Origin of the sequence: Nocardia sp. NBC_00881, assembly GCF_045207455.1 — a bacterium.
Lineage (GTDB): Bacteria > Actinomycetota > Actinomycetes > Mycobacteriales > Mycobacteriaceae > Nocardia.
In genome coordinates this window covers 3,837,205-3,858,665 of record NZ_CP108798.1, presented here as the reverse complement: position 1 = coordinate 3,858,665, position 21,461 = coordinate 3,837,205, and the positions used below count along the sequence as shown (strand labels likewise).

21 protein-coding genes are annotated in these 21,461 nt (G+C 65.9%); 8 read left to right on the top strand and 13 right to left on the bottom strand.

Annotated features, from left to right (window positions below; genetic code table 11):
- Nucleotides 1-133 precede the first annotated feature (133 nt).
- Together OH799_RS16130 and OH799_RS16125 are read left to right on the top strand one after the other, a co-directional pair.
- Nucleotides 134-718, top strand: coding sequence for a TetR/AcrR family transcriptional regulator (locus tag OH799_RS16130; protein ID WP_406281054.1), 585 nt, complete (start codon nucleotides 134-136; stop codon nucleotides 716-718).
- Entirely contained in the window at nucleotides 711-1,919 is a 1,209-nt protein-coding gene (locus OH799_RS16125) for an FAD-dependent oxidoreductase (RefSeq protein ID WP_406281052.1), read from the top strand. The genes OH799_RS16130 and OH799_RS16125 overlap by 8 nt, the downstream gene beginning before the upstream one ends.
- A gap of 72 nt (nucleotides 1,920-1,991) precedes the next feature.
- Here the strand turns inward: OH799_RS16125 and OH799_RS16120 are convergent, their stop codons facing one another.
- Entirely contained in the window at nucleotides 1,992-2,870 is an 879-nt protein-coding gene (locus OH799_RS16120) for a LysR family transcriptional regulator (protein WP_406281050.1), read from the bottom strand.
- Nucleotides 2,871-3,020: 150 nt separating this feature from the next.
- Between OH799_RS16120 and dmpI the strand changes: the two genes are divergently transcribed.
- Complete coding sequence (gene dmpI / locus OH799_RS16115; protein ID WP_406281048.1) at nucleotides 3,021-3,203, top strand: 4-oxalocrotonate tautomerase DmpI; 183 nt, start codon at nucleotides 3,021-3,023, stop codon at nucleotides 3,201-3,203.
- Nucleotides 3,204-3,265: 62 nt separating this feature from the next.
- Here dmpI and OH799_RS16110 read toward each other — a convergent pair whose 3' ends face one another.
- Genes OH799_RS16110 through OH799_RS16100 form a run of 3 tightly spaced genes read right to left on the bottom strand, consistent with a single transcriptional unit; the run spans nucleotide 3,266 to nucleotide 5,210 of the window.
- On the bottom strand, nucleotides 3,266-3,811 hold the full coding sequence (locus OH799_RS16110) for a hypothetical protein (protein WP_406281046.1): 546 nt from the start codon (nucleotides 3,809-3,811) through the stop codon (nucleotides 3,266-3,268).
- Entirely contained in the window at nucleotides 3,808-4,260 is a 453-nt protein-coding gene (locus tag OH799_RS16105; RefSeq protein WP_406281044.1) for an ABA4-like family protein, read from the bottom strand. Before OH799_RS16105 ends, OH799_RS16110 begins: the two co-directional genes overlap by 4 nt.
- Complete coding sequence (locus OH799_RS16100; protein WP_406281042.1) at nucleotides 4,257-5,210, bottom strand: hypothetical protein; 954 nt, start codon at nucleotides 5,208-5,210, stop codon at nucleotides 4,257-4,259. The genes OH799_RS16105 and OH799_RS16100 overlap by 4 nt, the downstream gene beginning before the upstream one ends.
- Before the next feature lie 107 nt (nucleotides 5,211-5,317).
- On the opposite strand from OH799_RS16100, the gene OH799_RS16095 reads away from it, so the two are divergent.
- Nucleotides 5,318-5,956, top strand: a complete 639-nt coding sequence (locus OH799_RS16095) for a MerR family transcriptional regulator (RefSeq protein WP_406281040.1) — start codon at nucleotides 5,318-5,320, stop codon at nucleotides 5,954-5,956.
- Nucleotides 5,957-6,044: 88 nt separating this feature from the next.
- Nucleotides 6,045-6,608 (top strand): type 1 glutamine amidotransferase domain-containing protein, encoded by a 564-nt coding sequence (locus OH799_RS16090; RefSeq protein ID WP_406281038.1) that lies wholly within the window; start codon nucleotides 6,045-6,047, stop codon nucleotides 6,606-6,608.
- 103 nt (nucleotides 6,609-6,711) lie between these two features.
- Here the strand turns inward: OH799_RS16090 and OH799_RS16085 are convergent, their stop codons facing one another.
- The 5 genes from OH799_RS16085 to istB all read right to left on the bottom strand — a co-directional run bounded on the left by OH799_RS16085 (nucleotide 6,712) and on the right by istB (nucleotide 13,984).
- Nucleotides 6,712-6,978 carry a hypothetical protein gene (locus OH799_RS16085; RefSeq protein WP_406281036.1) on the bottom strand — a complete coding sequence of 89 codons (267 nt, stop codon included), beginning with the start codon at nucleotides 6,976-6,978 and terminating at the stop codon, nucleotides 6,712-6,714.
- 201 nt (nucleotides 6,979-7,179) lie between these two features.
- Nucleotides 7,180-7,416 carry a hypothetical protein gene (locus OH799_RS16080; protein WP_406281034.1) on the bottom strand — a complete coding sequence of 79 codons (237 nt, stop codon included), beginning with the start codon at nucleotides 7,414-7,416 and terminating at the stop codon, nucleotides 7,180-7,182.
- 468 nt (nucleotides 7,417-7,884) lie between these two features.
- Entirely contained in the window at nucleotides 7,885-11,349 is a 3,465-nt protein-coding gene (locus OH799_RS16075) for a beta strand repeat-containing protein (RefSeq protein ID WP_406281032.1), read from the bottom strand.
- 173 nt (nucleotides 11,350-11,522) lie between these two features.
- Nucleotides 11,523-12,266 (bottom strand): IPT/TIG domain-containing protein, encoded by a 744-nt coding sequence (locus OH799_RS16070; protein WP_406281030.1) that lies wholly within the window; start codon nucleotides 12,264-12,266, stop codon nucleotides 11,523-11,525.
- 746 nt (nucleotides 12,267-13,012) lie between these two features.
- On the bottom strand, nucleotides 13,013-13,984 hold the full coding sequence (gene istB, locus OH799_RS16065; protein WP_406281028.1) for an IS21-like element helper ATPase IstB: 972 nt from the start codon (nucleotides 13,982-13,984) through the stop codon (nucleotides 13,013-13,015).
- Nucleotides 13,985-14,605: 621 nt separating this feature from the next.
- On the opposite strand from istB, the gene OH799_RS16060 reads away from it, so the two are divergent.
- The 3 genes from OH799_RS16060 to OH799_RS16050 all read left to right on the top strand — a co-directional run bounded on the left by OH799_RS16060 (nucleotide 14,606) and on the right by OH799_RS16050 (nucleotide 18,091).
- Nucleotides 14,606-15,070, top strand: coding sequence for a PaaI family thioesterase (locus OH799_RS16060; protein ID WP_406281026.1), 465 nt, complete (start codon nucleotides 14,606-14,608; stop codon nucleotides 15,068-15,070).
- 1,596 nt (nucleotides 15,071-16,666) lie between these two features.
- Complete coding sequence (locus OH799_RS16055) at nucleotides 16,667-16,996, top strand: transglycosylase family protein (protein WP_406281024.1); 330 nt, start codon at nucleotides 16,667-16,669, stop codon at nucleotides 16,994-16,996.
- Nucleotides 16,997-17,281: 285 nt separating this feature from the next.
- Entirely contained in the window at nucleotides 17,282-18,091 is an 810-nt protein-coding gene (locus tag OH799_RS16050) for a hypothetical protein (protein WP_406281021.1), read from the top strand.
- A gap of 46 nt (nucleotides 18,092-18,137) precedes the next feature.
- Here OH799_RS16050 and OH799_RS16045 read toward each other — a convergent pair whose 3' ends face one another.
- Genes OH799_RS16045 through OH799_RS16030 form a run of 4 tightly spaced genes read right to left on the bottom strand, consistent with a single transcriptional unit; the run spans nucleotide 18,138 to nucleotide 21,171 of the window.
- The gene (locus OH799_RS16045; RefSeq protein WP_406281019.1) at nucleotides 18,138-19,187 is read right to left on the bottom strand and encodes an ABC transporter ATP-binding protein; all 1,050 of its coding nucleotides are present in this window, start codon (nucleotides 19,185-19,187) and stop codon (nucleotides 18,138-18,140) included.
- The gene (modB, locus tag OH799_RS16040; RefSeq protein ID WP_406282168.1) at nucleotides 19,184-19,993 is read right to left on the bottom strand and encodes a molybdate ABC transporter permease subunit; all 810 of its coding nucleotides are present in this window, start codon (nucleotides 19,991-19,993) and stop codon (nucleotides 19,184-19,186) included. Before modB ends, OH799_RS16045 begins: the two co-directional genes overlap by 4 nt.
- Nucleotides 19,993-20,766 carry a molybdate ABC transporter substrate-binding protein gene (gene modA, locus OH799_RS16035; RefSeq protein ID WP_406281017.1) on the bottom strand — a complete coding sequence of 258 codons (774 nt, stop codon included), beginning with the start codon at nucleotides 20,764-20,766 and terminating at the stop codon, nucleotides 19,993-19,995. The genes modB and modA overlap by 1 nt, the downstream gene beginning before the upstream one ends.
- Before the next feature lie 6 nt (nucleotides 20,767-20,772).
- On the bottom strand, nucleotides 20,773-21,171 hold the full coding sequence (locus tag OH799_RS16030) for a molybdopterin-binding protein (protein WP_406281015.1): 399 nt from the start codon (nucleotides 21,169-21,171) through the stop codon (nucleotides 20,773-20,775).
- Between the last annotated feature and the right edge of the window lie 290 nt (nucleotides 21,172-21,461).

Sequence of the window (21,461 nt, the reverse complement as noted above, 5' to 3'; positions counted from 1 at the left end):
CAGGTCGCGCTCGAGCGCGTGCAGGGCCTCGCCCTCGTGGAGCCGAGTACTACGGGGACCGCGGGTTGCCTGTCGGGGCGACCTGCCTTATTGTCGCATTCATTGAATGAACGATTAGTCAATTGAGGTGAAAATGGCTACGAGACGCGAGCAGGCCGAGCGGCGGCGGGAGGATCTGATGGACACCGCGTTGGCGGTATTCGCCGACAAAGGGGTGGATGGGGCCTCGATCAAGGACATCGCGGCCCGGGCGGGAATCACGCCCGGGCTTGTGTACCACTACTTCGAGTCGAAGACCGATCTGATCACCACAGTGCTGCGGGAGCGCGGTTTCGTCCCGCGGTTGCGCGAGCTGCTCGCGGGAACCGCCGATCAGCCTGCCGCGGAGGTGCTTCGGCGGGTCGTCGCGGGATTCCAGCAGGTTCTCTCGGAGAACGCGCAGCTGGTGGATCTGTTCTTCACGGCGAGCCGTGCGCATGACGAAATCCGCACCGCCATGAACGATTTCGTCGAGGAAGGACAGTCGATGCTGACCGACTACCTTCGATCCAGAGTCGAAGCGGGGGAGTTGCGGCCGCACGACTGCGGCGCGGCGGCGAACGCGTTGTTCGCGGCGGTGGCGGTCGGCGCGCGGAGCGCATCGGCGACCGATGTCGACGAGCTCGTCGACATCGTCTTGTTCGGGGTTGTCGCGCAAGGGGCCGAGCTCAATGGGTGAGGGCATGACGACGTGCTGTGTGGTGGGCGGTGGGCCCGCGGGAATGATGCTGGGACTACTGCTCGCGAGGCAGGGCGTACGGATCACTGTGCTGGAGAAGCACGCCGACTTCCTGCGAGACTTCCGGGGCGACACCATACATCCGTCGACGCAAGAGCTGATCAATGAGCTGGGTTGGCTCGAGGAATTCCACCGCCTCCCGCATTCCAGGATGGATCAGGTCACCGCGTCGGTCGGCCACGACGTGGTCAGCATCGCGGATTTCCGCCGACTGAAGGTGAGCAGCCCGTACATCGCTTTCCTGCCGCAGTGGGAGTTCCTCGATTTTCTCTCCGCGAAAGCCACGTCCTACGAAACGTTCCGGCTTGTTCGCCGCGCCGAGGTCACCGGTCTGATCATCGAGAACGATCGAGTGCGCGGAGTCCGCGCCGATACTCCCGAAGGGCCGCTCACGATCAGAGCCGATCTGGTGGTCGGTGCGGACGGCAGGCACTCGGCCGTGCGGCAGTCGAGTGGCCTGCGGCTCGCGACGAGCTCCCCACCCATGGATGTGCTGTGGTTCCGGCTTTCCCGCTCACCGAGTGACCGGGTGGAGTTCTTCCAGAGCGGCAAGGGGGCGATGGTTGCCATCGACCGCGGGGACTACTGGCAGATCGCCTACACCATTCCGGCCGGAGCGTACGCGGCGCTGCGCGAACGCGGAATCGCCGAACTGCACCGCAGGATCGTCGCGCTGGCACCCGCCCTACGCGACCGGATGCACGAGCTGACCGACTGGAACGATGTACATGAACTCTCCGTTCGCGTCGACAGATTGACGACCTGGTACCGCGACGGTCTGCTGTGTATCGGCGACGCCGCACATGCCATGTCACCCGCGGGCGGCGTCGGCATCAACCTCGCCATCCAAGACGCCGTCGCGGCCGCGAATCTTCTCGGTCCACCACTGCTGGCAGGCGGTGTGACGACCCGCCACCTTCGCGCCGTCCAGGCACGCCGCGAACTACCGGTCAAACTGACCCAGGCATTCCAGGTGGCAATTCTTCGCGACCTCTACCCGAAACACCTCGACGACGATACGCCGCCGCGCACGCCGTGGATCTTCCGCGCATTCAACGCACTGCCGCCTCTGCGCCACGCCATGGGCCGCTTCATCGGACTGGGCATCCGCCCGGAGCACATCGGCGCCGAAGACAGGTGACGGGCGCCGGGATGCTCAGCTCCGACGCGAACGGCGAGGCAGGCGTCGCATCTGAATAGCAATGTGCCGCAGTCAAATACGGTGATCACAAGCCTGGATCAAATGGTCGAAGCACCACGGCGGATTCGTTTCCGACACCACCAGTGACGTCGTCATGACAATCGGTGTCGCCGTGGCACGGAACGCCACGCGTGCAGTCGGCAGGCGGCGCGCATGCGCCTCGTACACGACTGTCCAGGTGTCGGCGCTGCCGCCGACCATGGCCAACGTGTCCTGCATCGTGGTGAAGGGCGGCCCGAACACCGGCTCGAACCCGGCGGCGCGGCACGCCGCGACCATCACATCGTGCAGCGGCGCGTTGCGGGTGCGGTCGGCCAGGCGCAACGGCATCCCGGCCAGCTCGCCGAGGTCGACCGTCGGCGCGTCGGACAGTGGATGGTTGATCGGCAGCGCGAGGGCGATGCGGTCCTGCCACACAGGGATCAGACGCAGTTCCGGACGCTCCGTGACGCCACGGACAAACGTGGCGTCCAGGGCGCAGGTGCGGACCTGGTCCAGTCTGGTTCGGGTGGGCGCGGACGTCAGTTCCACCCGCACCGGCGGGCTGAGCCGAGCCAGCGCCTCGAGGACGAGGTCCAGATGCTCGCCGAGGCCGTCGCTGGTCCCGAGGCGGATCGGGGTGGATCGGGGGTTCGACAACTCCGCGATCGTGGCACGCGCGCGACTCTCGGCGGCGAGCACGGCGCGCGCTTCGGGCAGAAACAGTTGACCAGCCGCGGTGAGCCGGACCCGGCGCGGGGATCGATCGAACAACTCGACCGCGAGTTCCCGCTCCAGCTTGCGGATCTGCTGGCTCACCGCCGCCTGAACGATGTGCAGCCGCTCGGCGGCCCGCCCGAAGTGCAGCTCCTCGGCGACGGTGACGAAGTACCGCAGTTGGCGCAATTCCACGGCACCAGTCTCCCTCGCCTGATAGGGGCCAGAGCAAGGTCCGGCGATCACGATTCCTGATCGCTGCGAATACGAACTGATCCTTGGTCGCTTCCGCGATTTCGGATGGACTGGAACCCGTCCGAGAAATGTGTAGTGAAGGAGATGGCAATGCCGATCGTGACCGTTCAACAGGGCCCGCGCACCGTCGAATTGAAGCGGGAACTGGTTCGCCAGATCACCGAAGCGTTCGTCAGCGCCTACGCGATCCCGGCGGAGACCGTGCAGGTCTGGATCCACGAGGTCCCCACCGACAGTTGGGGTGCGTCGGGTGTGCTGACCGCGGACAAGTGAGCTGACCAGCGCGTCCGTTGAATGACCGACAGGGCGAGTGCTCGCACTCGCCCTTCGCGCTGTCAGGCAGCTCTCTCGGTGCGGACCACGGCCCGCGTGGATGATGCGGCGGCACCGCCGCCTCCTCGCCCGAACCGAAGCGCTCCCGCCGCCCACAGTGCGACGCCGATATACAGCACCTGCTCCGGAATCCGCGCCCACAGTGGTGTCGCGGGTGCGCCGTTGAACGGGACGTCGGACACGGCGACGTAGATGTTGGCGGGCAGCATCACGAGCAACAGCGCGACAAGCCCGAGCCCGGCCGATCGGCGGGTATTCGCGAGGAACAGGCCGACCGCGCCGAGTAGTTCCAGCGCGCCGGTCAGGTAGACCATCAAGCTGGGAAACGGCACGAACGGCGGCACCATCGGAATGAAGTCCGTATGGGTCGGCGCGGGAGAGTCGGCCAACGCCTCAGGAAGGAAATGTGTTGTGCCGGTCATGATCAGCATCACGCCGAGGGCGTAGGCGGCGCAGGTGGGCCACGCGCCGAATCGGCGTGCGCCGAGCCCGCCCGCCGCGCGCAGGACGATCAGGGTGGTCAGCAGAACGATGAGGGTTTCCATCATGCCTCCAGGGAGATGGGCCGGTCGGACACCGGCCGCGGTGTGCGGGTGGATCGGATGAGCAGGTAGAGCAGGACGCCGATCGGCGCGAACAGGATCGTGAGCACCAGCAGCGGGCTGATCAGCAGCGGTGGAAGACCGCGGGTGCGGCTGTCGAGAAAGATCCAGCGACCGAGAAACAGGTCGAGCGCGACGAAATGCGCCCATGCAGCCGCAGCGCCTGTTCCGTCGCCGAGAACAGATTGCAGCCCAGCCAGATCGGGGTCGATCAACACACCGGCGAACGCGCCGACCTTCGGCACGATCAGCGCCGTGTAGATCACCAGTGGCGGCACACAGATCAGCGGTGATGTGACAACGGCACTCGTCTGTCGCCACCTCGGCGCCAGGACCATCAGTGCCCAGAACGGCGTCGCGAACCAGAATGTGATGTCGAAGAGCAGGTTCGTCATCGGGCCGCGCCTGCTGAGACATGCTGCGAGTCAACCTGTTTCGGACGTACTGTCAGGACTCCCGACACTGTTGCGGCAATGCCGATTACGCCGAAAGCGAGCAGCGTCGCCACGTCCGGATGGACCACCGACTGGCCGCGCAGCGCCTGCCAGGTCAGCACGGCGAGCAGGGCGCCGTAGGTCGCCGAGGCAATCACGACGAGCGTTCGCCTGGTCTCCATCGACCGCAATACCGGAATCCGCCGCGCTCCCAACTCCAAGACGATCAGCACCAGTGGCATCGCTTGTAACGCGTGCATTCCGATGAAGTGCGGAATGCGCAGATCGCCTCCGACGGTGCTCCAACCGAGGATCGGTAAGCCGGGTCCGCCATCGGCAGGACCGACGGTGTGCGCTCCGCTGATCGAGCCGCCCGTCGCCCGCTGCGCAGGTGTTTCCCGCACCATCAGGATCCCGAGTGCCGCGCCGGCCAGCGACAGCACGGTGCCGTATCGGATCGCCGTATCGCGGGCGCGATCCGCCGTCGGGTTGGCGAACAGCGCAACGGACACGACCAGTGTGGCGAGCCAGACTCCCACGATCGACGAGCCCATGGTCTCCCACAGCGCGGCGTTCAACGGCGTCGTGAAATTGAAGTGGCTGGTGGTCCCGCGCACGATCTGGGTGACGATGACGACCAGTTCCAGCGCGAGCCCGCCCGCCGCGACCGTTCCCGCCCACCACGCGAGCCGCCGCAGGCGGGTGAGCTGGGCGATGAGCCACGACCATGTGACGGCGTAGATCAGCACGGACAGTGCGAATTTCACGGATTTGGCCCAGATCGGCAGTCCGGTGAGGGTGCGGTCGTCGATGACCATGGCCGCGGCCGACGCGACGGTGAGGATTGCCATCGCGACGGCGAGCAGCATCAGCGGACGATGCCAAGGCAATGCGGGGGAAGGGGAAGTCATACTGCCAACTTTCCGAAACGATAACTATCGATAGTTGTACTATCGACTCTGATTATGGATAGCTGTACTTCCCACTGTCAATACATGGACCAAGCCAGAGGAGACCGATGCGGATCGCCGAACTCAGCCGCGCCAGCGGTGTCCCTGCCGCGACGATCAAGTACTACGTACGCGAGGGTCTGCTGCCTTCCGGCGTGCGTACCCACCACAACCAGGCCGAATACAGCGACGACCACGTCAGCCGCCTGCGGCTGATCCGGGCGCTCGTGGATATCGGTGGCCTTTCCGTCGGAGCGGCCAAGGAGCTGCTCGCGGTGCTCGGCAGCGGCAGCCTGTCCGCGCGGGACTCGCTCGGCCATGTGCAGTACGCGCTGGGTGGGCGCAGATCGCCGGTTGGTGATGAGCAACGCGAGGCCGCCGCGGGGGACGTCGCGGCATTGCTCGACCGGCGTGGCTGGCACATCGACGAGGAGAGCCCCGCCCGTGGCACCCTCGTCGACGTCTGTGCCGCGCTGCGGCTGCTCGGCCACGCCGACGTGGTCGCCGCGATCGATGACTACGCCACCGCCAGCGAAGCCATCGCCGCCACCGACCTCGACCTGGTCCGCAATGAACCCGACCTGGAGCGGATGACCGAAACCGCCATCGTCGGAACTATCCTCGGCGACACCCTCCTCTCCGCCCTGCGCCGCTTGGCCCAGGAGCACCTGTCCGCGACCTTCCTGCCCACGCAGGAAGGGAGGTGACCTCCCACGCGACCCGCGAAGGTTTAGCCGGGCCCACCCGCGGCATGACCGATGTAGGAGACCATCTCGAGCACGAAAGGAGCTGCTCATGCCCGATCAGCTGAATGATGTGCGGGTCCTGATCATCACCTCGAATACGGGGGTGGAACGGGACGAACTGCTGGTGCCGCGCGACGAACTTCGCAAACGAGGCGCGCAGGTCACGCATGCCGCGCCGAAGCGGGAACAGGTGCAGACCTTCCACCTTGACGTGAACAAAGATGCTGCTGTGCAGCCCGATTCGTCGCTCGATGAGGTATCGGGGAACGATTTCGACGTGCTGGTGGTGCCTGGCGGCACGGTGAACGCCGACAAACTGCGGGTCACCGAGCGAGCCGTCGAACTGGCCCAAGAGTTCGCGAACGCGGGCAAGCCGATCGCCGCGATCTGCCACGGCCCCTGGCTGCTCGTCGACGCCGGTTTGCTGCCCGGAAAGACCCTGACCTCGTATTTTTCGCTACGCACCGACATCACCAATGCCGGGGGAGCGTGGGTCGACGAACCGCGCGTGCAGTCACCGGAGGACGGGTGGACGCTGATCACGTCGCGTAACCCGGGCGATCTCGCCGACTTCGTCGGTGCCATCACCCAGGAGCTGGTCCCCGCCTCCTGACGCGGCGTCCGGGTCCGGGTGCGGCGGTCGCGACGTGAGGGCCGCCGGAACGCGACAAGGTCCCCTTCCACATGATTGGTGGAAGGGGACCTTCTCGTGGTGGTCAGAGCCAGAGCTCAGGAGGCTCGTCGAAGTCGAGACCTGCCTGCTGGGCCTTGAGTACCATTTTCTTATCCCATTCCCGATGTGCGCGAAGCGCCTGGCGCAATTCACCGATCTGCCCGGCCATCTGCTGGCTTTGGGCGATGGCGGTGTCGGACAAGGTTTTCGCCGCGTCGGCTTTCGTTTTCGTCGTATTCGCGTCGATCGACTTGCGATTCGCCAGCGTGGTGACCATCGCCGACAGCACCGAGCTGCCGGCGACGAGCACGAGAATCGAGAACAGCGGCGATGCCGTGACATTCATAGCGCCCCCTGTCGCTGAAGTTCACCGAGTCGCCTGAAGCCGTGCCACACCTGCTGGCGCTTCCATAGGAACGCGATACCGTGACCGATGATCCGGGTCGCCGAAGATGACGCACAGCAGCGCTTCGAAGGGGTTGCGGCGCATTGGTCCCCGGCGGTTCGTAGCTCACTGATTCAGGAGATCTGCCGCCCGGTCGCCGAGCTGGTCGACGAGTCCCTGATTGCGGATCATGAACACCGCTACCGTGGTAGCTCCGGCGGCACCGGCGGTCAGCCAGCCTGCCAAGGATTCCGGCAGCAGGTTGCCGAGACCGAGCAGCGCGGTAGCCAGGGCGGCCCCGGAGCCGAGCGCGGCGGCGGTGGTCTTGTTGTATGCGCCGAGATTGCGCAGAAACTTGCCCATTTTTTCTCCTTCTCTCGACCCTGCGGGTCGTGCAGGGGTTGGTCTGATGCCGTCACACGGAGACTGTTGCCGGCGTTTGGCGCGGTGTCCGGTAGAGGCGGCGCAATCGAAAGCTAGGAATGTGCCCGACACCATCGAACTGGTCTCGATCGATGTCGATCTGATGCATTCGCGCGGCTGGATGATCACCTACACGGCGGTGTCGTGATCGGTCTCGCGGGAGTGCGAGACCCGGAAGAGATGATGTTGGTTGCTGTTGGCGATGGGCATGAAATTGAATTACCTCGAAAACTCCGTCCGGCTGCCGGGGTTTGTCGACCGCGATATTCGTTGCCTCGAGCGCATGATCGAATCCGATGCCAGAACCCCCGCCCAACCGTGGGAACAGCGAGGTAAGCCTGTGCGGCCGAACCGCCGCCCTGAGCAGGAACGAGCAGTCTGCCCATGGCGGCGTCTGGCCTCATCCGGTCAGATGCCAGGTCCGGCGACGTAGGTGAAGGCACCGGTCGCGGTGACGGTGCCTCCGGCGGTGGTAACCCCGATGTCGACGGCACCAGCGGCTCCCGGCGGGGTGACCGCGACGAGCTGCGTGTCGGAGTTGACGGTGAACGATGCCAGAACACCGCCGAACGTGACCGAATCGGTGGTCGTCAGAGCGGTCCCCGGGATAATCACCGACGTGCCGCCGGCAGTCGGACCGGCAGCGGGGACCGGGATGCCGATAGTGGGCAAGGCGATGTAAGTGTAGAAAATCCCACTACTGGTGCCACCCGGAGTGGTGACAGCGACCTGCACCACCCCTGTCCCGGCGGGGGCGACCGCGGTGATTTGCGTATCGGAGTTGACGGTGAACGAGGTCGCCGGTGTGGCTCCGAAGGTAACCCCGGTGGCTCCGGTGAGACCGGTGCCGGTGAGAGTGACAGTCGTACCTCCGGCCACTGGACCTGCGATCGGACTGAGGGCAATCAGGGCAGGGAGCGTGACGTAGGTGTACAACTGGCCGTTACTGACGCCGCCTGCGGTCGTGACGGTGACCAGTACCGCGCCGATCCCAGCCGGTGCCACTGCGGTGATTTGTGTGTCGGAGTTGACGGTGAACGAGGTCGCCGGGGTGGCCCCGAAGGTAACCGCGGTGGCTCCGGTGAGACCTGTGCCGGTGATAGTGACATTGGTCCCCCCCGCGATAGGCCCCAGAGCGGGACTCAGGGCGCTCAGGGAAGGTACCGCGACATAGGTGTAGGCGACCCCACCAGTCGTGCCACCCGGAGTGGTGACGGTGACCAGCGCTGTGCCGGTTCCGGCGGGTGCGACAGCGGTGATTTGTGTGGCGGAGTTGACGGTGAACGAGGTCGCTGGTGTGGCCCCGAAGGAGACGGCGGTGGCTCCGGTGAAGCCGGTGCCGGTGAGGGTGACCGTGGTGCCTCCGGTTACCGGACCTGCGATCGGACTGAGCGAGATCAGGGAAGGTACCGCGACATAGGTGTAGGCGACCCCACCAGTCGTGCCACCCGGAGTGGTGACGGTGACCAGCGCTGTGCCGGTTCCGGCGGGTGCGACAGCGGTGATTTGTGTGGCGGAGTTGACGGTGAACGAGGTCGCTGGTGTGGCCCCGAAGGAGACGGCGGTGGCTCCGGTGAAGCCGGTGCCGGTGAGGGTGACCGTGGTGCCTCCGGTTACCGGACCTGCGATCGGACTGAGCGAGATCAGGGAAGGTACCGCGACATAGGTGTAGGCGACCCCACCAGTCGTGCCACCCGGAGTGGTGACGGTGACCAGCGCTGTGCCGGTTCCGGCGGGTGCGACAGCGGTGATTTGTGTGGCGGAGTTGACGGTGAACGAGGTCGCTGGTGTGGCCCCGAAGGAGACGGCGGTGGCTCCGGTGAAGCCGGTGCCGGTGAGGGTGACCGTGGTGCCTCCGGTTACCGGACCTGCGATCGGACTGAGCGAGATCAGGGAAGGTACCGCGACATAGGTGTAGGCGACCCCACCAGTCGTGCCACCCGGAGTGGTGACGGTGACCAGCGCTGTGCCGGTTCCGGCGGGTGCGACAGCGGTGATTTGTGTGGCGGAGTTGACGGTGAACGAGGTCGCTGGTGTGGCCCCGAAGGAGACGGCGGTGGCTCCGGTGAAGCCGGTGCCGGTGAGGGTGACCGTGGTGCCTCCGGTTACCGGACCTGCGATCGGACTGAGCGAGATCAAGGTAGGTACCGCGACATAGGTGTAGGCGACCCCGTTGCTGGTGCCGCCTGCGGTGGTGACGGTGACTTGCACTGTGCCGGTTCCGGCCGGTGCGACCGCGGTGATCTGTGTGGCGGAGTTGACCGTGAACGAGGTCGCTGGTGTGGCACCGAAGGTAACGGCGGTGGCTCCGGTGAGGTTGGTGCCGGTGAGGACCACTGTGGTGCCTCCGGTTACCGGACCTGCTATCGGACTGATCGAGGTCAGCGAAGGTACCGCGACGTAGGTGTAGAAGACTCCGTTGCTGGTGCCGCCTGGAGTGGTGACCGTGACCAGCACTGTGCCGGTTCCGGCCGGTGCGACCGCGGTGATCTGTGTGGCGGAGTTGACCGTGAACGAGGTCGCCGGTGTGGCTCCGAAGGTGACCGTGGTGGCTCCGGTGAGGCCCGTGCCGGTGAGGATGACCGTCGTGCCCCCAGCCACTGGACCCGCAGTCGGACTGATGGAGGTCAGGGAAGGTACCGGGACATAGGTGTAAGGGAGCCCGTTGCTGGTGCCGCCTGCGGTGGTGACGGTGACTTGCACTGTGCCGGTTCCGGCCGGTGCGACCGCGGTGATTTGTGTGGCGGAGTTGACCGTGAACGAGGTCGCTGGTGTGGCTCCGAAGGTAACGGCGGTGGCTCCGGTGAGGTTGGTGCCGGTGAGGACCACTGTGGTGCCTCCTGCCGCCGTACCTGACGTTGGACTGATCGAGGTCAGGGTGGGGACCGCGACGTAGGTGTAGAAGACTCCGTTGCTGGTGCCGCCTGGAGTGGTGACCGTGACCAGCACTGTGCCGGTTCCGGCCGGTGCGACCGCGGTGATCTGTGTGGCGGAGTTGACCGTGAACGAGGTCGCCGGTGTGGCTCCGAAGGAGACCGCGGTTGCTCCGGTGAGGCCCGTGCCGGTGAGGATGACCGTCGTGCCCCCAGCCACTGGACCCGCAGTTGGACTGATGGAGGTCAGGGATGGTACCGGGACGTAGGTGTAGGGGAGACCGTTGCTGGTGCCGCCGGAGGTGCTGACCGTGACTTGCACCGTCCCGGTTCCGGGTGGGGCGATGGCGGTGATCTGCGTTGGGGAGTTGACGGTGAACGAGGTCGCCACGGTGCCGAATTTCACGTTGGTGACGACACCGACGAATCCGGTGCCCGTGATGGTGACCGTGTTGCCGCCCGATGCGGGCCCTTGATTGGGGCTGAGCGAGGTCAGGGTGGGGACCACGACGTAGGTGTAGAAGACCCCGTTACTGGTGCCCCCCGGACCGGTGACGGTGACTTGCACGGAACCGGTGCCGGCTGGTGCGACAGCGGTGATCTGTGTGTCGGAGTTGACCGTGAACGAGGTCGCCGGGGTGCTGCCGAAGGAGACCGCGGTGGCCCCCGTGAGGCCAGTGCCGGTGAGGGTGACGGTGTTCCCTCCGGTGCTGGGACCTTGCGTGGGATTCACGCTGCTCAGGGATGGAACCGGGAGATAGGTGTAGGCAACCCCGTTGCTGGTGCCACCACCCGACGTGGTGACAGTGACCTGCACCGTACCTGTTCCGGGAGGGGCGATGGCCGTGATCTTGGTGGGGGAGTCCACCGTGAAAGAGGTCGCCACCGTGCCGAACTTCACAGTGGTGACAATCGGGACGAACCCGGTGCCGGTGATGGTGACAGTGGTATTCCCAGAGGCAGGCCCCGAGGTCGGAGAGAGGGAAGTGATGGTTGGCATGACTGTGGTCCTTCGAGAGGGGGTCAGAGCCCCGGTCCGGCCGTGAATCATGCGGGCCGGGGCGGATCGTTTCGCTGAGAAGTGCCGACCCCGGGCAGGGAAACGAGTAGCCTGCCCGGGGCCGACACGCCGCGGTCATCCGGTGTCCGGGCGTCGGCCGCCCGGACGTCCGGTCAGATGCCGGGTCCGGCGACGTAGGTGAAGGCACCGACGGCGGTGGCGCTGCCCCCGCTTGTGGTGACCACGATGTCGACGGCACCGGCGGCTCCCGGCGGCGTGACCGCGACGACCTCCGTGTCGGAGATGACGTCGAACGGTGCCGCGACCCCGTCGAACGTGACCGACTCGGTGGTCGTCAGATCGGTGCCGGGGATGGTCACCGCAGTGCCGCCGGAAGTCGGACCTGAGGTGGGAATCGGGGTGCCCAGGGTTGGCGTGTCGACGTAGGTGTAGGACAGGCCGTTGCTGGTGCCACCCGCGGTGGTGACGCTGACCCCGACCGACCCCTCGGCCGCGCCTGCCGGCACGACGACGGTCAGGGTGCCGTCGCTGACCACGGTCGGAGTCGCGGTGTTACCACCGAAAGCGACCGAAGTAGCGGTGGACAATCCGATTCCGGTGATCGTGACCGTGTTGCCCCCGGCGGTGACACCCGACACCGGGGACAGGGTCGACTTGAACGGCGCGCCGATGTAGAAGAACGACAGCGGGTTGCTGGTCCCGCCCGCGGTAGTCACGGTCACCGCGACCGTGCCCGTCCCGGACGGAGAGACAGCCGTGACCGATGTGGGTGTGTTGCCTGTGATGGTGGCCAGCTTGGAGCCGAAGCGCACGGCGGTGGCGCCGCCGAGATTCGTGCCTGTGATGGTGACGGTGGTCCCGCCTCCGGTCGACCCCTGGTTGGGAGAGATGGGCATGATGCTGCCTTCCTTGTCGGTGTGGTGTGGGCATGACCAACGTGGTGTGGGCATGCCCGACCGAGGCTGGGCGGCCGTACGCCGCCGGGCGTGGGTGTTTTTCGATAGCGTCCGCGGCCGATACGTCTGCTGGTGGCAGCGGGGCCGTCAGTCAGTGACAGCTGACGGCGCTGTCCTGACGGGGACGCAGGTGTCCAAGATGTTGCTGGCAGTGCAGGGCTGCATGCTCACACGACCCGGCTTCGACGTGGATGCCGCTGCCACGGATGTGTTTGCCGATGACGTTGCCAGCAGTTGATAATGCGGCTCACCGTTGCCGGTGACGGATTTGCATACAGAGTAGGAGGTCGCCGTCGGCGCTCCCGCCTCCTGTACGATTTTCTAATCGTCTACATCCCCCTTGCTTAAATGGATCGGAAATAAACCCACCCCCAAAGATACGTCTCCGGAAATGTAAACGCAATAGTAACTTTCGGATCGAATCCCCAAGTCGAGGCGGATTACGCACTGGCGCAGGTGTTTTTTTCGCGAATTCCGACGGCATTTTTTCATGAATTCCGACGGCATATTCTCGCGAATTCTGACGGCATCGATGTGGAGTGCTTGTTCTGAATTCTGGATGGTTATTTTCAGTCACATACGGTCCGGGTCATCCGAATGCATAGGGAGGAGTCGGCGGCGCGCCGCCTTCGAGCAAATTACGGCTCGGCATGCGGTGTCGTCGTCGAGTAGGAGCTCGGTCGGGCTCAGCGGGGTTTGTCGGTGGGTTCGTCCGCCTTGGCATGGGCACGGCGATAGCTTTGGGTGCCGGTGTCGATGATGTTGCCGCCGAAAGTGAGTCGGTCGATGATGGCGGCGCGGAGCCTGGCGTCGGTGAAGGTTTTGGACCAGCCGGAGAAGCTGCGGTGGGAGACGATCGCGACCGACTTCCTCTCCTCGCGTTCGCTCAATACCTGGAACAGCAATTCGGCGCCGCGTCTGTCCAGTTCGGTGTAGCCGAGTTCATCGATGCAGAGCAGGTCGACGCCGCTGTAGCGGGCGATGGTCTTGGTGAGTCGTTCGCCATCGACGGCTTCGACAAGCTTGTTGACCAGCTTGGCAGCCAAGGTGTATCTGACCCGGAAACCGGCTTTCGCTGCCTCGGTGCCCAAGGCAATGAGCAGATGGGACTTCCCAGTGCCGGAGTCACCGATCAAGCACAGCGGCAGCCCTTCTCTGACCCAGTCGCATTCGGCGAGGGTGTGGACCATGGCGGGGTCGACACTGGGGTTGGCATCGAAATCGAAGTCACGCAACGTCTTGGCGCGGGGGAACCCAGCAGCCTTGATGAGCCGTTCGGAGCGGCGACGGGATGTCATCTGTTCCATTTGCAGCTGTGGTCTGCGTTCGCGGACATAGGCACTGACTCGCTGATACGACACGTTCTTCATGCCGTGCTCCTCGAGCAAACGCCGATAGATCCGGGTCGCTGTGTGACGTTGCCTCCGAGGTACATCCAGATCGGCGCGCAGAACATCGTCGATGAACGGCTTGTGGGGATCCAGCTTCTGTGGTCGCGGCGGATACTCCTTACGCGGCTCGGGCCACACCGACTCCGTCGCCTTGGCTACCGTGCGCCATCCGACGCCGTGCTTGCGCTCGATGGCGCGCTTGGACAGTCCCGCACGAAGATCCTGGCGGATCGCCGCATACAGTTCGACTTTCGACATGTCAGACATCGGCACGCTCCCCTCCGCCCCGCACCCATATTCACACTATAAACCGACAGTGCTGCCCCCCTTCGTTACATCGACTTCGTGACACGCCCGTCGACATTCATGAGCAACCGCCGTCACGGTTGATGAACAAGGAGGAGCCCGTAGACCCCGACGTCGACCCGCGTAGTGGCAGATCGTCTTCGGCCCAGCGTTCGGTCGAGCAGTTCGATGTGTTGCTGGCCGCGGCAACGGTGGTGGCCCGGCGAGTCTCCACGTTCGCCGGACACCATCCTCGAGTGGGTTTGCCAGCCGTGCACCCAGTCCGAACGACCGGAGGCGCGGACGCGGATGCTGTGTGAAATGGCGGGCCACCGACCACGCCACGTCCGTGGGTAACGAATGTCCGCGGCGGCAGAGCGGATACGGCGATATGGCCGAGTACCCGATCTCGGAAGTGGACTGGCACAGGGCGCCGAAGATCTGAGGCACCAACCTCTGACCGGGTGAGGTCGATAGTTGGCATAGTGCCAACACTCTGTGGAGATGCGACAGCGAGCGCCTATGCTTCGGTGTGGCCCGCCGAGGCGGCCGTGGTAGACAACGAGGTGCCGGCCACCTCCGGCGGGAAGGACGGTTGCGGATATGAGCGAGGTCGAGAATCCTCCGTTCGAGGACCTCGTCAACGGGGCACTGGAATTCACCATCCCGATCGCGCACAAGATGGGCGTGCGGGCGGTGGAGGTGCGGCGCGGATTCGCGGCCACCTCGGTTCCGGTCGAGGGCAACGGCAATCATTTCGGCGTGATGTACGCGGGCGTGCTGTTCACGGTCGCCGAAATCCTCGGCGGTGCGATCACGGTCGCCACCTTCGACAACGCGGCGTTCTACCCGTTGGTGAAAGACCTGCACGTCTTCTTCCGCAAGCCGGCGAAGACCGACGTGCGGGCAGAGGCGACGCTGTCGGAAGCGGACATTGCGCGCATCACCGAGGAGGCGGCGGCGAACGGCAAGTCCGAGTTCACCTTGCGGGCGGTGGTCACCGACGCCGACGGCGTTGTGGTCGCCGAAACCGAAGGCCTCTACCAGTTGCGAGCGCACGGCAAGTAGTCCGGCCGCGGCCGTCGCGCTACCGGCAGCCCCGCGCCGGAGCGGGTGGCGCGCGAGCTGGGCCGAGCGTCCAGCGCGCCACCGTGGGGCGCGTGGGCGTGTCTTCATCAGGTCGGCTGGCGATTCCGGTCGCTGTCCAGGTCGTAGCTCGTATTCGCGTTCAGCGAGCGGCTCTTCGCGCTTGTACCAGCGGACGTAGAGATAGCGCTCGTCGCGCATCGCGCATGGCACCTCGCCGACGTACGTCAGCTGCCACTGGTCCGGAACCAGTTTTGCGCGACGCCGTCACGTCTACCGATGTCCCACCGCCGTACTCGGTGGTGAATCAGTGCGCCAGTCGGCGGTATCGCGCGCAAGCGGCCGGGCCGCCGACCGCCGTCTCATCGCGTCGGGGAATGGAAGACCCGCCCAGGACTGGGTGCTTCGCGCCAGATCGATCGACAGTAATGACGTTTGTCTCGTAATCCGTAGCACAACAACCTATTTCACCACAGCGCCGTTTTCGGTCAAGGTGTAGTTCTAGCCGGTGCAGAGGAAGTTGTCGACGCCCGCCCTTCAGTAGTCCCAGCCCGGCGGGAGATGTGGGCGGGTCGTCTTCGAGGCCGTTGGGGTAACAGCCCGCCATCCGTGCAAGGGCTGGCGATACTGTGCTGCTCGTTGCCGTAGGCGCGGAACGTTTGGAAGCCGCCGTCTTCACTCGAGTTGGGCAGCCCGCCGGTGTTGCCGCGGTCGCCGGTCAGGATGGCGAGCGCTCCGGACGGTAGATCGGCATCGGCGCGGAGCTGTTGCGGAACTCCATGCCGCGATCGTGGATCAGCTGTGTGTGGCATCGCCGTCCATCCCGGCGCGATCACCGAGTCCAGGTGCCGATGTTCGGCCGAGCGTCGCTCCGCGGGTTGCGCGGGGTAGGCCGGCAAACACCTCGAGAGCGACAGCGCCGGACCGCGGCTGTCGTCGGCGAGCGGCGCGGGGTGTGGCGAGACTTCATGAAGCTCCCTGGGTTGGCGCGGCAGGTCGCGTTGAAGGCTGAAGTGGGTGTTACGCGCCCGCAGAGCTCCCACGCTGTTCGCCCGCAGTCTCCACAATGCGGGTGACCTGCGCGTTCGGCAGGTGCGGTTGGTCGATCGCCGTTACGTCGTCCTCGTGGTAACCGGGGTCACGCTGAGCATGGTCTCGGCACCTCGTGCTCGCCCGGTCCGTGGCTGACCTCCCGCTGTCACACGTCGGCCACGGGCGCGGCGGTCGGTCACAGGGAGGCGTCGGAGCTGGCACGATGCGATCTGTTTCACGATTTCGCAGTGATCTCGATCACATAACGGGGCCGTAACAGCGAATCTGTATAGCCGATTTTGCGGCGCACGACCTCGGTGAATGCCGAAAACTCTGGAGCATTGCTTTACCCAGGTTGGACGTTATTCGAACGTGATCTGCAGCGATTTCTCGGCTACGGTCGATCTCGGCTCGATAACACCGAGCTCGAACTCGAACCGATGAACGCCGGAAACCCTGTCCCGCGGTTCGAGAAACCCCGACCTTCCTGGGGGCAGGGACGCGGCGGACATTCCGCCGAGTCGGTGGGCGCAGGCGGGAAATCACATGTCGCAAAACCGCAAGTTCAGCACTCGTGTCCTTGGCTTCACCGCGGCCCTCGGCGCCCTCGTCGCCGTGCCGTTCGGCCTGTCCACCGCCACCGCGTCGGCCCACAACTGGGATGCCGTCGCGCAGTGCGAGAGCAGTGGCAACTGGAACACCAACACCGGTAATGGCTTCTCCGGCGGTCTGCAGTTCACCCAGAGTACCTGGGAGGCCAACGGTGGCTCCGGCAGCCCGGCCAACGCGAGCCGCGCCGAGCAGATCCGCGTCGCGGAGAACGTTCTCGCCACTCAGGGCCCGGGTGCCTGGCCCGTGTGCGGCTCCTACCTCTGATGCGTCATCGGCGCCTGCCGCACAATGCGGTAGGCGCCGATCTATTTCGCACCGATAATTCCTCTTGCCGTAGGCAGTCGATCTTGAATCGGCGTTCGACCGGCTCAAAATTCCGTTGTCATACTGAATTCTGGCGAGCTGCGCAAGCATCCAGCATTGTTCCTTGAATCTTCAGGATCAGAGCCACACAGATCTCGACCCGCACCCTCGACGCGCACATCGACCGGTAGTACCACCACCGGCTCTGTGGTGCGATCAGCCTGGCGGACTCGACGCGGCGAGCCGTTGGTCGGCTTCGACTGCGACGGCAGGGAGATCCAGGCGACGCACGGCCATCGGCAGCCCGAAAACACAACCAGGCTAAGCTTTTTCCTCGAACGACCATCGCGAGGAGGAAGCTTCGTCATGGGGGACAACGGGCGCACCGAGGACTCCGAACAGCCGAGCCCAGCGCCGCAGGAAGCTTCCCAGGGGCGCAGTCACTGGATGACGCGTTCACCCTTTTTCGCCGCGATCATCGTCGCGGTCATCGGCGGTGTGATCGTTTTGGTGCCAGACAAGGCGTTCGACGCGTTTTTCGGAGGGGACGCCTCGTCGGCAACTCCGACATCAGCCGAGCAGGCGCCTCGGATCGAGACAACCGCCGGTGGCGGCTCGCCCTCGGCCTCCACACCGGCTGCTCCATCGCCGACAGACGGTGATATCCGGTGGTCCGGCACGATCAACCTGACCTTCATCGACCTGGACTCGGTCCCACCCCGTGTGTTACGCAGCAGCAACGGCGCCAGCGCTTGGGTCAGCTATAACCGCAAGTCTCTCGGTGGTTTCTCGGCCGCCACGCTCTATGGGCTCCGGGGCGGGTCCTTCACGACGAACCCCACTATCGCGCTCTGGAACGGCCCGGCCGAGCCCACACGGCAAGAGTGCTCGAATCTCATCTCCACCCAGGGGGCCGAAAACCTTCCGGTCAGCGCGGACAGCAGTTATTGCGTCAAGACAGCGGCGAACCGGGTCGCCTTCGTCACAGAGCTGTCGCTCGACAATGCAGGCGACGCCTACAAGGCAACGGTGACCGTATGGGCCGCCACCAAATAGCCAGCCACCATCGGCTCCGCCCGACCATGCGGTGCAGCTCGCGGTCTCACGCGGGGTAGGTGTGAGTCTCGGTGGCTTTGACCGCGGCCCACAGCCGGGTGCCCGGTCGGAGCCCGAGTTCGGCGACGGTGGCGGGAGTGATGTCGGCGAGGACCGGCGGGATACCGTGGAGACGCACGCGGATGGTGTGGGCGTGTTGTTCGATGCCGCCGATGGTGACCGGCCAGGCGTTGCGTGGGCTGCCCGCAGGGGGCCCGGGATGCAGGCTGACCGCGGTTGGCGGGAAAGCGACGTGCACCGCGCCCCGGCAGGGTTCGGCAACGGTGAGCGCGCCGCCTTCGGCGAGGTCGACGGTGGTGCCGCGGGCCGTGCCGCGATAGAGGTTGAGTCCGACCAGGTGTGCGACGTAGTCGGAGCGCGGGCGCCGAGCGACCTCGGCAGGCGGTCCTTCCTGGACAACCGCGCCGTGCTCGATGATGACGAGACGGTCGGCCAGCACCATCGCGTCGAGCGCATCGTGCGTGACCAGCACGGTATGACCCGGATAGTCGGCCAGATGATGTGCGAGATCCGAGCGGACGCGCAGGCGCGTGCTCGCATCGAGCGCGGCAAGCGGTTCGTCGAGCAGTAGTAGCAATGGGTCGGTCGCGAGCGCTCTGGCGAGCGCGACCCGCTGCGCCTGGCCGCCGGACAGAGCGCGCGGCTTGTCGGCGGCGTGATCGGTAAGGCCTACCCGGTCGAGCCAGTGCGCGGCGCGGTCGCGGGCAGCGGCGCGGCGGTGCCCGCGGGCGCGTAGGCCGAAGGCGACATTGTCCAGTGCGCTCAGGTGCGCGAACAGTAGATAGTCCTGGAAGACGACGCCGACCCGACGACGCTCGGCGGGCACGAAAAGCTCCGGTGGCGCGTCCCAGGTATCGTCGTCGAGCCGGATCGCGCCGTCGGCGAGCGGGGTCAGCCCAGCCAGCCCGCGCAGCGCCGTGGTCTTGCCCGCGCCGTTGGGTCCGAGCAGCGCGACCACCTCACCAGGCGCGACGGCCAGTGGAACGTCGAGCCGGAACTTCCCGCGGGTGACCCGAAGATGAGCGTCCAGCGTCATACCCCGCCTCGAATCCAGCGCTCGCGTAGCGCGACCAGCACTGCCACCGAGACGACGAGCAGCACCAGGCTCAGCACTATCGCGTCGTCGGGATCGTGCTCCAGGGCCAGGTAGACCGCCAACGGCATGGTGGTCGTCTTCCCGGGAAAATTGCCTGCGAAGGTAATGGTCGCGCCGAACTCACCCAAGGCCCGCGCCCAGCACAAAACGCCGCCCGCGACGACACCGGGCAGCACCGATGGCAACGTGACCCGCCGGAAGGTCAGCCAGCGCGACGCGCCGAGGGTCGCGGCCGCCTCCTCGAATCGCGGGTCCGCCGCCCGCAGCGCGCCCTCCACGGAGATGACCAGAAACGGCATCGCCACGAACGCTTCCGCGATCACTACCCCTGCGGTGGTAAAAGGCAGTGTGAATCCGAACCATTCGTACAGATAGCGGCCGACCAGCCCACGCCTGCCGAGCGCAAGTAGCAGGGCGACACCGCCGACCACCGGCGGCAACACCAATGGCACGGTCACCAGCGCCCTGATCAACCCGCGCCCCGGAACCTCGCCGCGCGCGAGCAGCCAGGCCAGCGGAACGCCGAGTACCAGGCAGATCGCCGTCGCCAGGCTCGCGCACAGCAGCGAAAGCCGCAGCGCCTGGCCGACTTCGGCGCTGAACAACCGGTCGGGCAGCGTCCGCCACGGCGTCCGCAGCAGCAGCCCGAGCAGCGGAACGAGCAGGAATGCCAGGGCGCACACCGCGGGCAGCACCAGAACGAGTGGTCGTCGCCCCGATGGTGGTCGTCGCCGCGCCGACCTGATCACGGTGTGTCGAACCCCGCCTGCACGAAGACTGTCCGCGCCTGGTCGGACCGCACGAACTCGACGAACGCGGCAGCCGCCGTCGCATTCGGCGCGTGCATGAGCGGTGCGACCGGGTAGTCGTTGATCGCCTCGTCCGCCTCCGGGAAGTCGATGCCCTCGACCTGGTCGCCGCCCGCCCGCACGTCGGTGCGATAAACCAGCGCAGCGTCGACCTCACCGAGCTTCACCTTGGTCAGGACCGCTTTCACGTCTGCCTCGCGGGTATCGGGCCGGGGGTTGATGTGCGCCAGCTCGAACACCGTCTCGGCGGCCGACCCGCACGGCACCTGTTCGGCGCACAATGCGATCTCGAGCTCGGTCTTGCCGAAGTCGGCCAGACCGGTGATGTGGCCCGGGTTGCCCTTCGGTACCGCGATCGCCAGCCGGTTGCGCACGAAGGTGACCGGTGTGCCGGCGACCTCGCCCTCGTCCACGACCTGCCGCATGTTCTTCGGCGCGGCGGAGGCGAAGACGTCAGCGGGTGCGCCCTGGTTGATCTGCTCGGCCAGCGCGGAGCTGGCGCCGAAGCTGTAGACCACCCTGACCCCGGGATGCGAGGCCTCGAACTGCTTGCCGAGTTCGGTGAACGTCTCGGTCAGTGAGGCCGCGGCGAACACCGTGACCGTACCGCCGACGGCGCCCGCACCGGCGGGCTCGGAGTCCGCACCGCAGCCCGCCACTGCGACCACGGTGACCCCGGCGGCGATCAGCACCCGCGGCAGTTGGATCATCCTGGGTCAACTTTCCGGTATCTCGACAACGACGTGCGTCGACTTGACCGAGGCCACCGCGACACTGCCGACCTCGAGCCCCAGCTCATCGACCGACTCCCTGCTCAGCAGCGATACCAGTCGAAATGGCCCGGCCTGCATCTCGACCTGCGCCATCACGGTGTCCTTGACCACCCGCGTGACGATGCCGCGCAGGCGATTGCGGGCCGAAGCGGCAACGGTGACGCCCGGCTGCGGCACCTCGGCGTTGGCCCGCAGGAACTCGGCCAGTTCCCGGCCGCTGACACCCTTGCGCCCGTTGTCGAGCTGGATGGCGGTGAGCTTGCCCTGATCGATCCAGCGCCGCACGGTGTCGTCGCTGACTCCGAGCAACGCCGCCGCCTCACTGATCCGCAAACTCGTCACGAGAGGAAGTTTATTTCCGTGTTGCGAAAAACAAAGGATCTGTTCGGGGCGGCGAAGCAGGGCGTGCACATTGATCACGCGGGCCATGCACCGCTGACTTCGCTGATAGGCATCGCGACACCGGGCCGGCCGATCCACCTGTCCGGCCGCCGTGCGCAGCCCGCTGTCCTGACCGATCGCGGCGAAAACCGCTTGCCGTGACTCCCAGGTCACGTGGCCGAATGCGCGCGACACGGCCGGTCCCAGATTTATGTGTCCCGTCCCAAACATGTCCGGTTTGCTCTACCGTG

What these genes read in the sequence shown, in the direction of transcription:
- OH799_RS16130 (WP_406281054.1), top strand. Translation starts at nt 134, where the DNA reads ATGGCTACGAGACGCGAGCAGGCCGAGCGGCGGCGGGAGGATCTGATG.
- OH799_RS16125 (WP_406281052.1), top strand. Translation starts at nt 711, where the DNA reads ATGGGTGAGGGCATGACGACGTGCTGTGTGGTGGGCGGTGGGCCCGCG.
- dmpI (WP_406281048.1), top strand. Translation starts at nt 3,021, where the DNA reads ATGCCGATCGTGACCGTTCAACAGGGCCCGCGCACCGTCGAATTGAAG.
- OH799_RS16110 (WP_406281046.1), bottom strand. Translation starts at nt 3,811, where the DNA reads ATGATGGAAACCCTCATCGTTCTGCTGACCACCCTGATCGTCCTGCGC.
- OH799_RS16105 (WP_406281044.1), bottom strand. Translation starts at nt 4,260, where the DNA reads ATGACGAACCTGCTCTTCGACATCACATTCTGGTTCGCGACGCCGTTC.
- OH799_RS16100 (WP_406281042.1), bottom strand. Translation starts at nt 5,210, where the DNA reads ATGACTTCCCCTTCCCCCGCATTGCCTTGGCATCGTCCGCTGATGCTG.
- OH799_RS16095 (WP_406281040.1), top strand. Translation starts at nt 5,318, where the DNA reads ATGCGGATCGCCGAACTCAGCCGCGCCAGCGGTGTCCCTGCCGCGACG.
- OH799_RS16090 (WP_406281038.1), top strand. Translation starts at nt 6,045, where the DNA reads ATGCCCGATCAGCTGAATGATGTGCGGGTCCTGATCATCACCTCGAAT.
- OH799_RS16080 (WP_406281034.1), bottom strand. Translation starts at nt 7,416, where the DNA reads ATGGGCAAGTTTCTGCGCAATCTCGGCGCATACAACAAGACCACCGCC.
- OH799_RS16075 (WP_406281032.1), bottom strand. Translation starts at nt 11,349, where the DNA reads ATGCCAACCATCACTTCCCTCTCTCCGACCTCGGGGCCTGCCTCTGGG.
- OH799_RS16070 (WP_406281030.1), bottom strand. Translation starts at nt 12,266, where the DNA reads ATGCCCATCTCTCCCAACCAGGGGTCGACCGGAGGCGGGACCACCGTC.
- istB (WP_406281028.1), bottom strand. Translation starts at nt 13,984, where the DNA reads ATGTCTGACATGTCGAAAGTCGAACTGTATGCGGCGATCCGCCAGGAT.
- OH799_RS16060 (WP_406281026.1), top strand. Translation starts at nt 14,606, where the DNA reads ATGAGCGAGGTCGAGAATCCTCCGTTCGAGGACCTCGTCAACGGGGCA.
- OH799_RS16055 (WP_406281024.1), top strand. Translation starts at nt 16,667, where the DNA reads ATGTCGCAAAACCGCAAGTTCAGCACTCGTGTCCTTGGCTTCACCGCG.
- OH799_RS16045 (WP_406281019.1), bottom strand. Translation starts at nt 19,187, where the DNA reads ATGACGCTGGACGCTCATCTTCGGGTCACCCGCGGGAAGTTCCGGCTC.
- modA (WP_406281017.1), bottom strand. Translation starts at nt 20,766, where the DNA reads ATGATCCAACTGCCGCGGGTGCTGATCGCCGCCGGGGTCACCGTGGTC.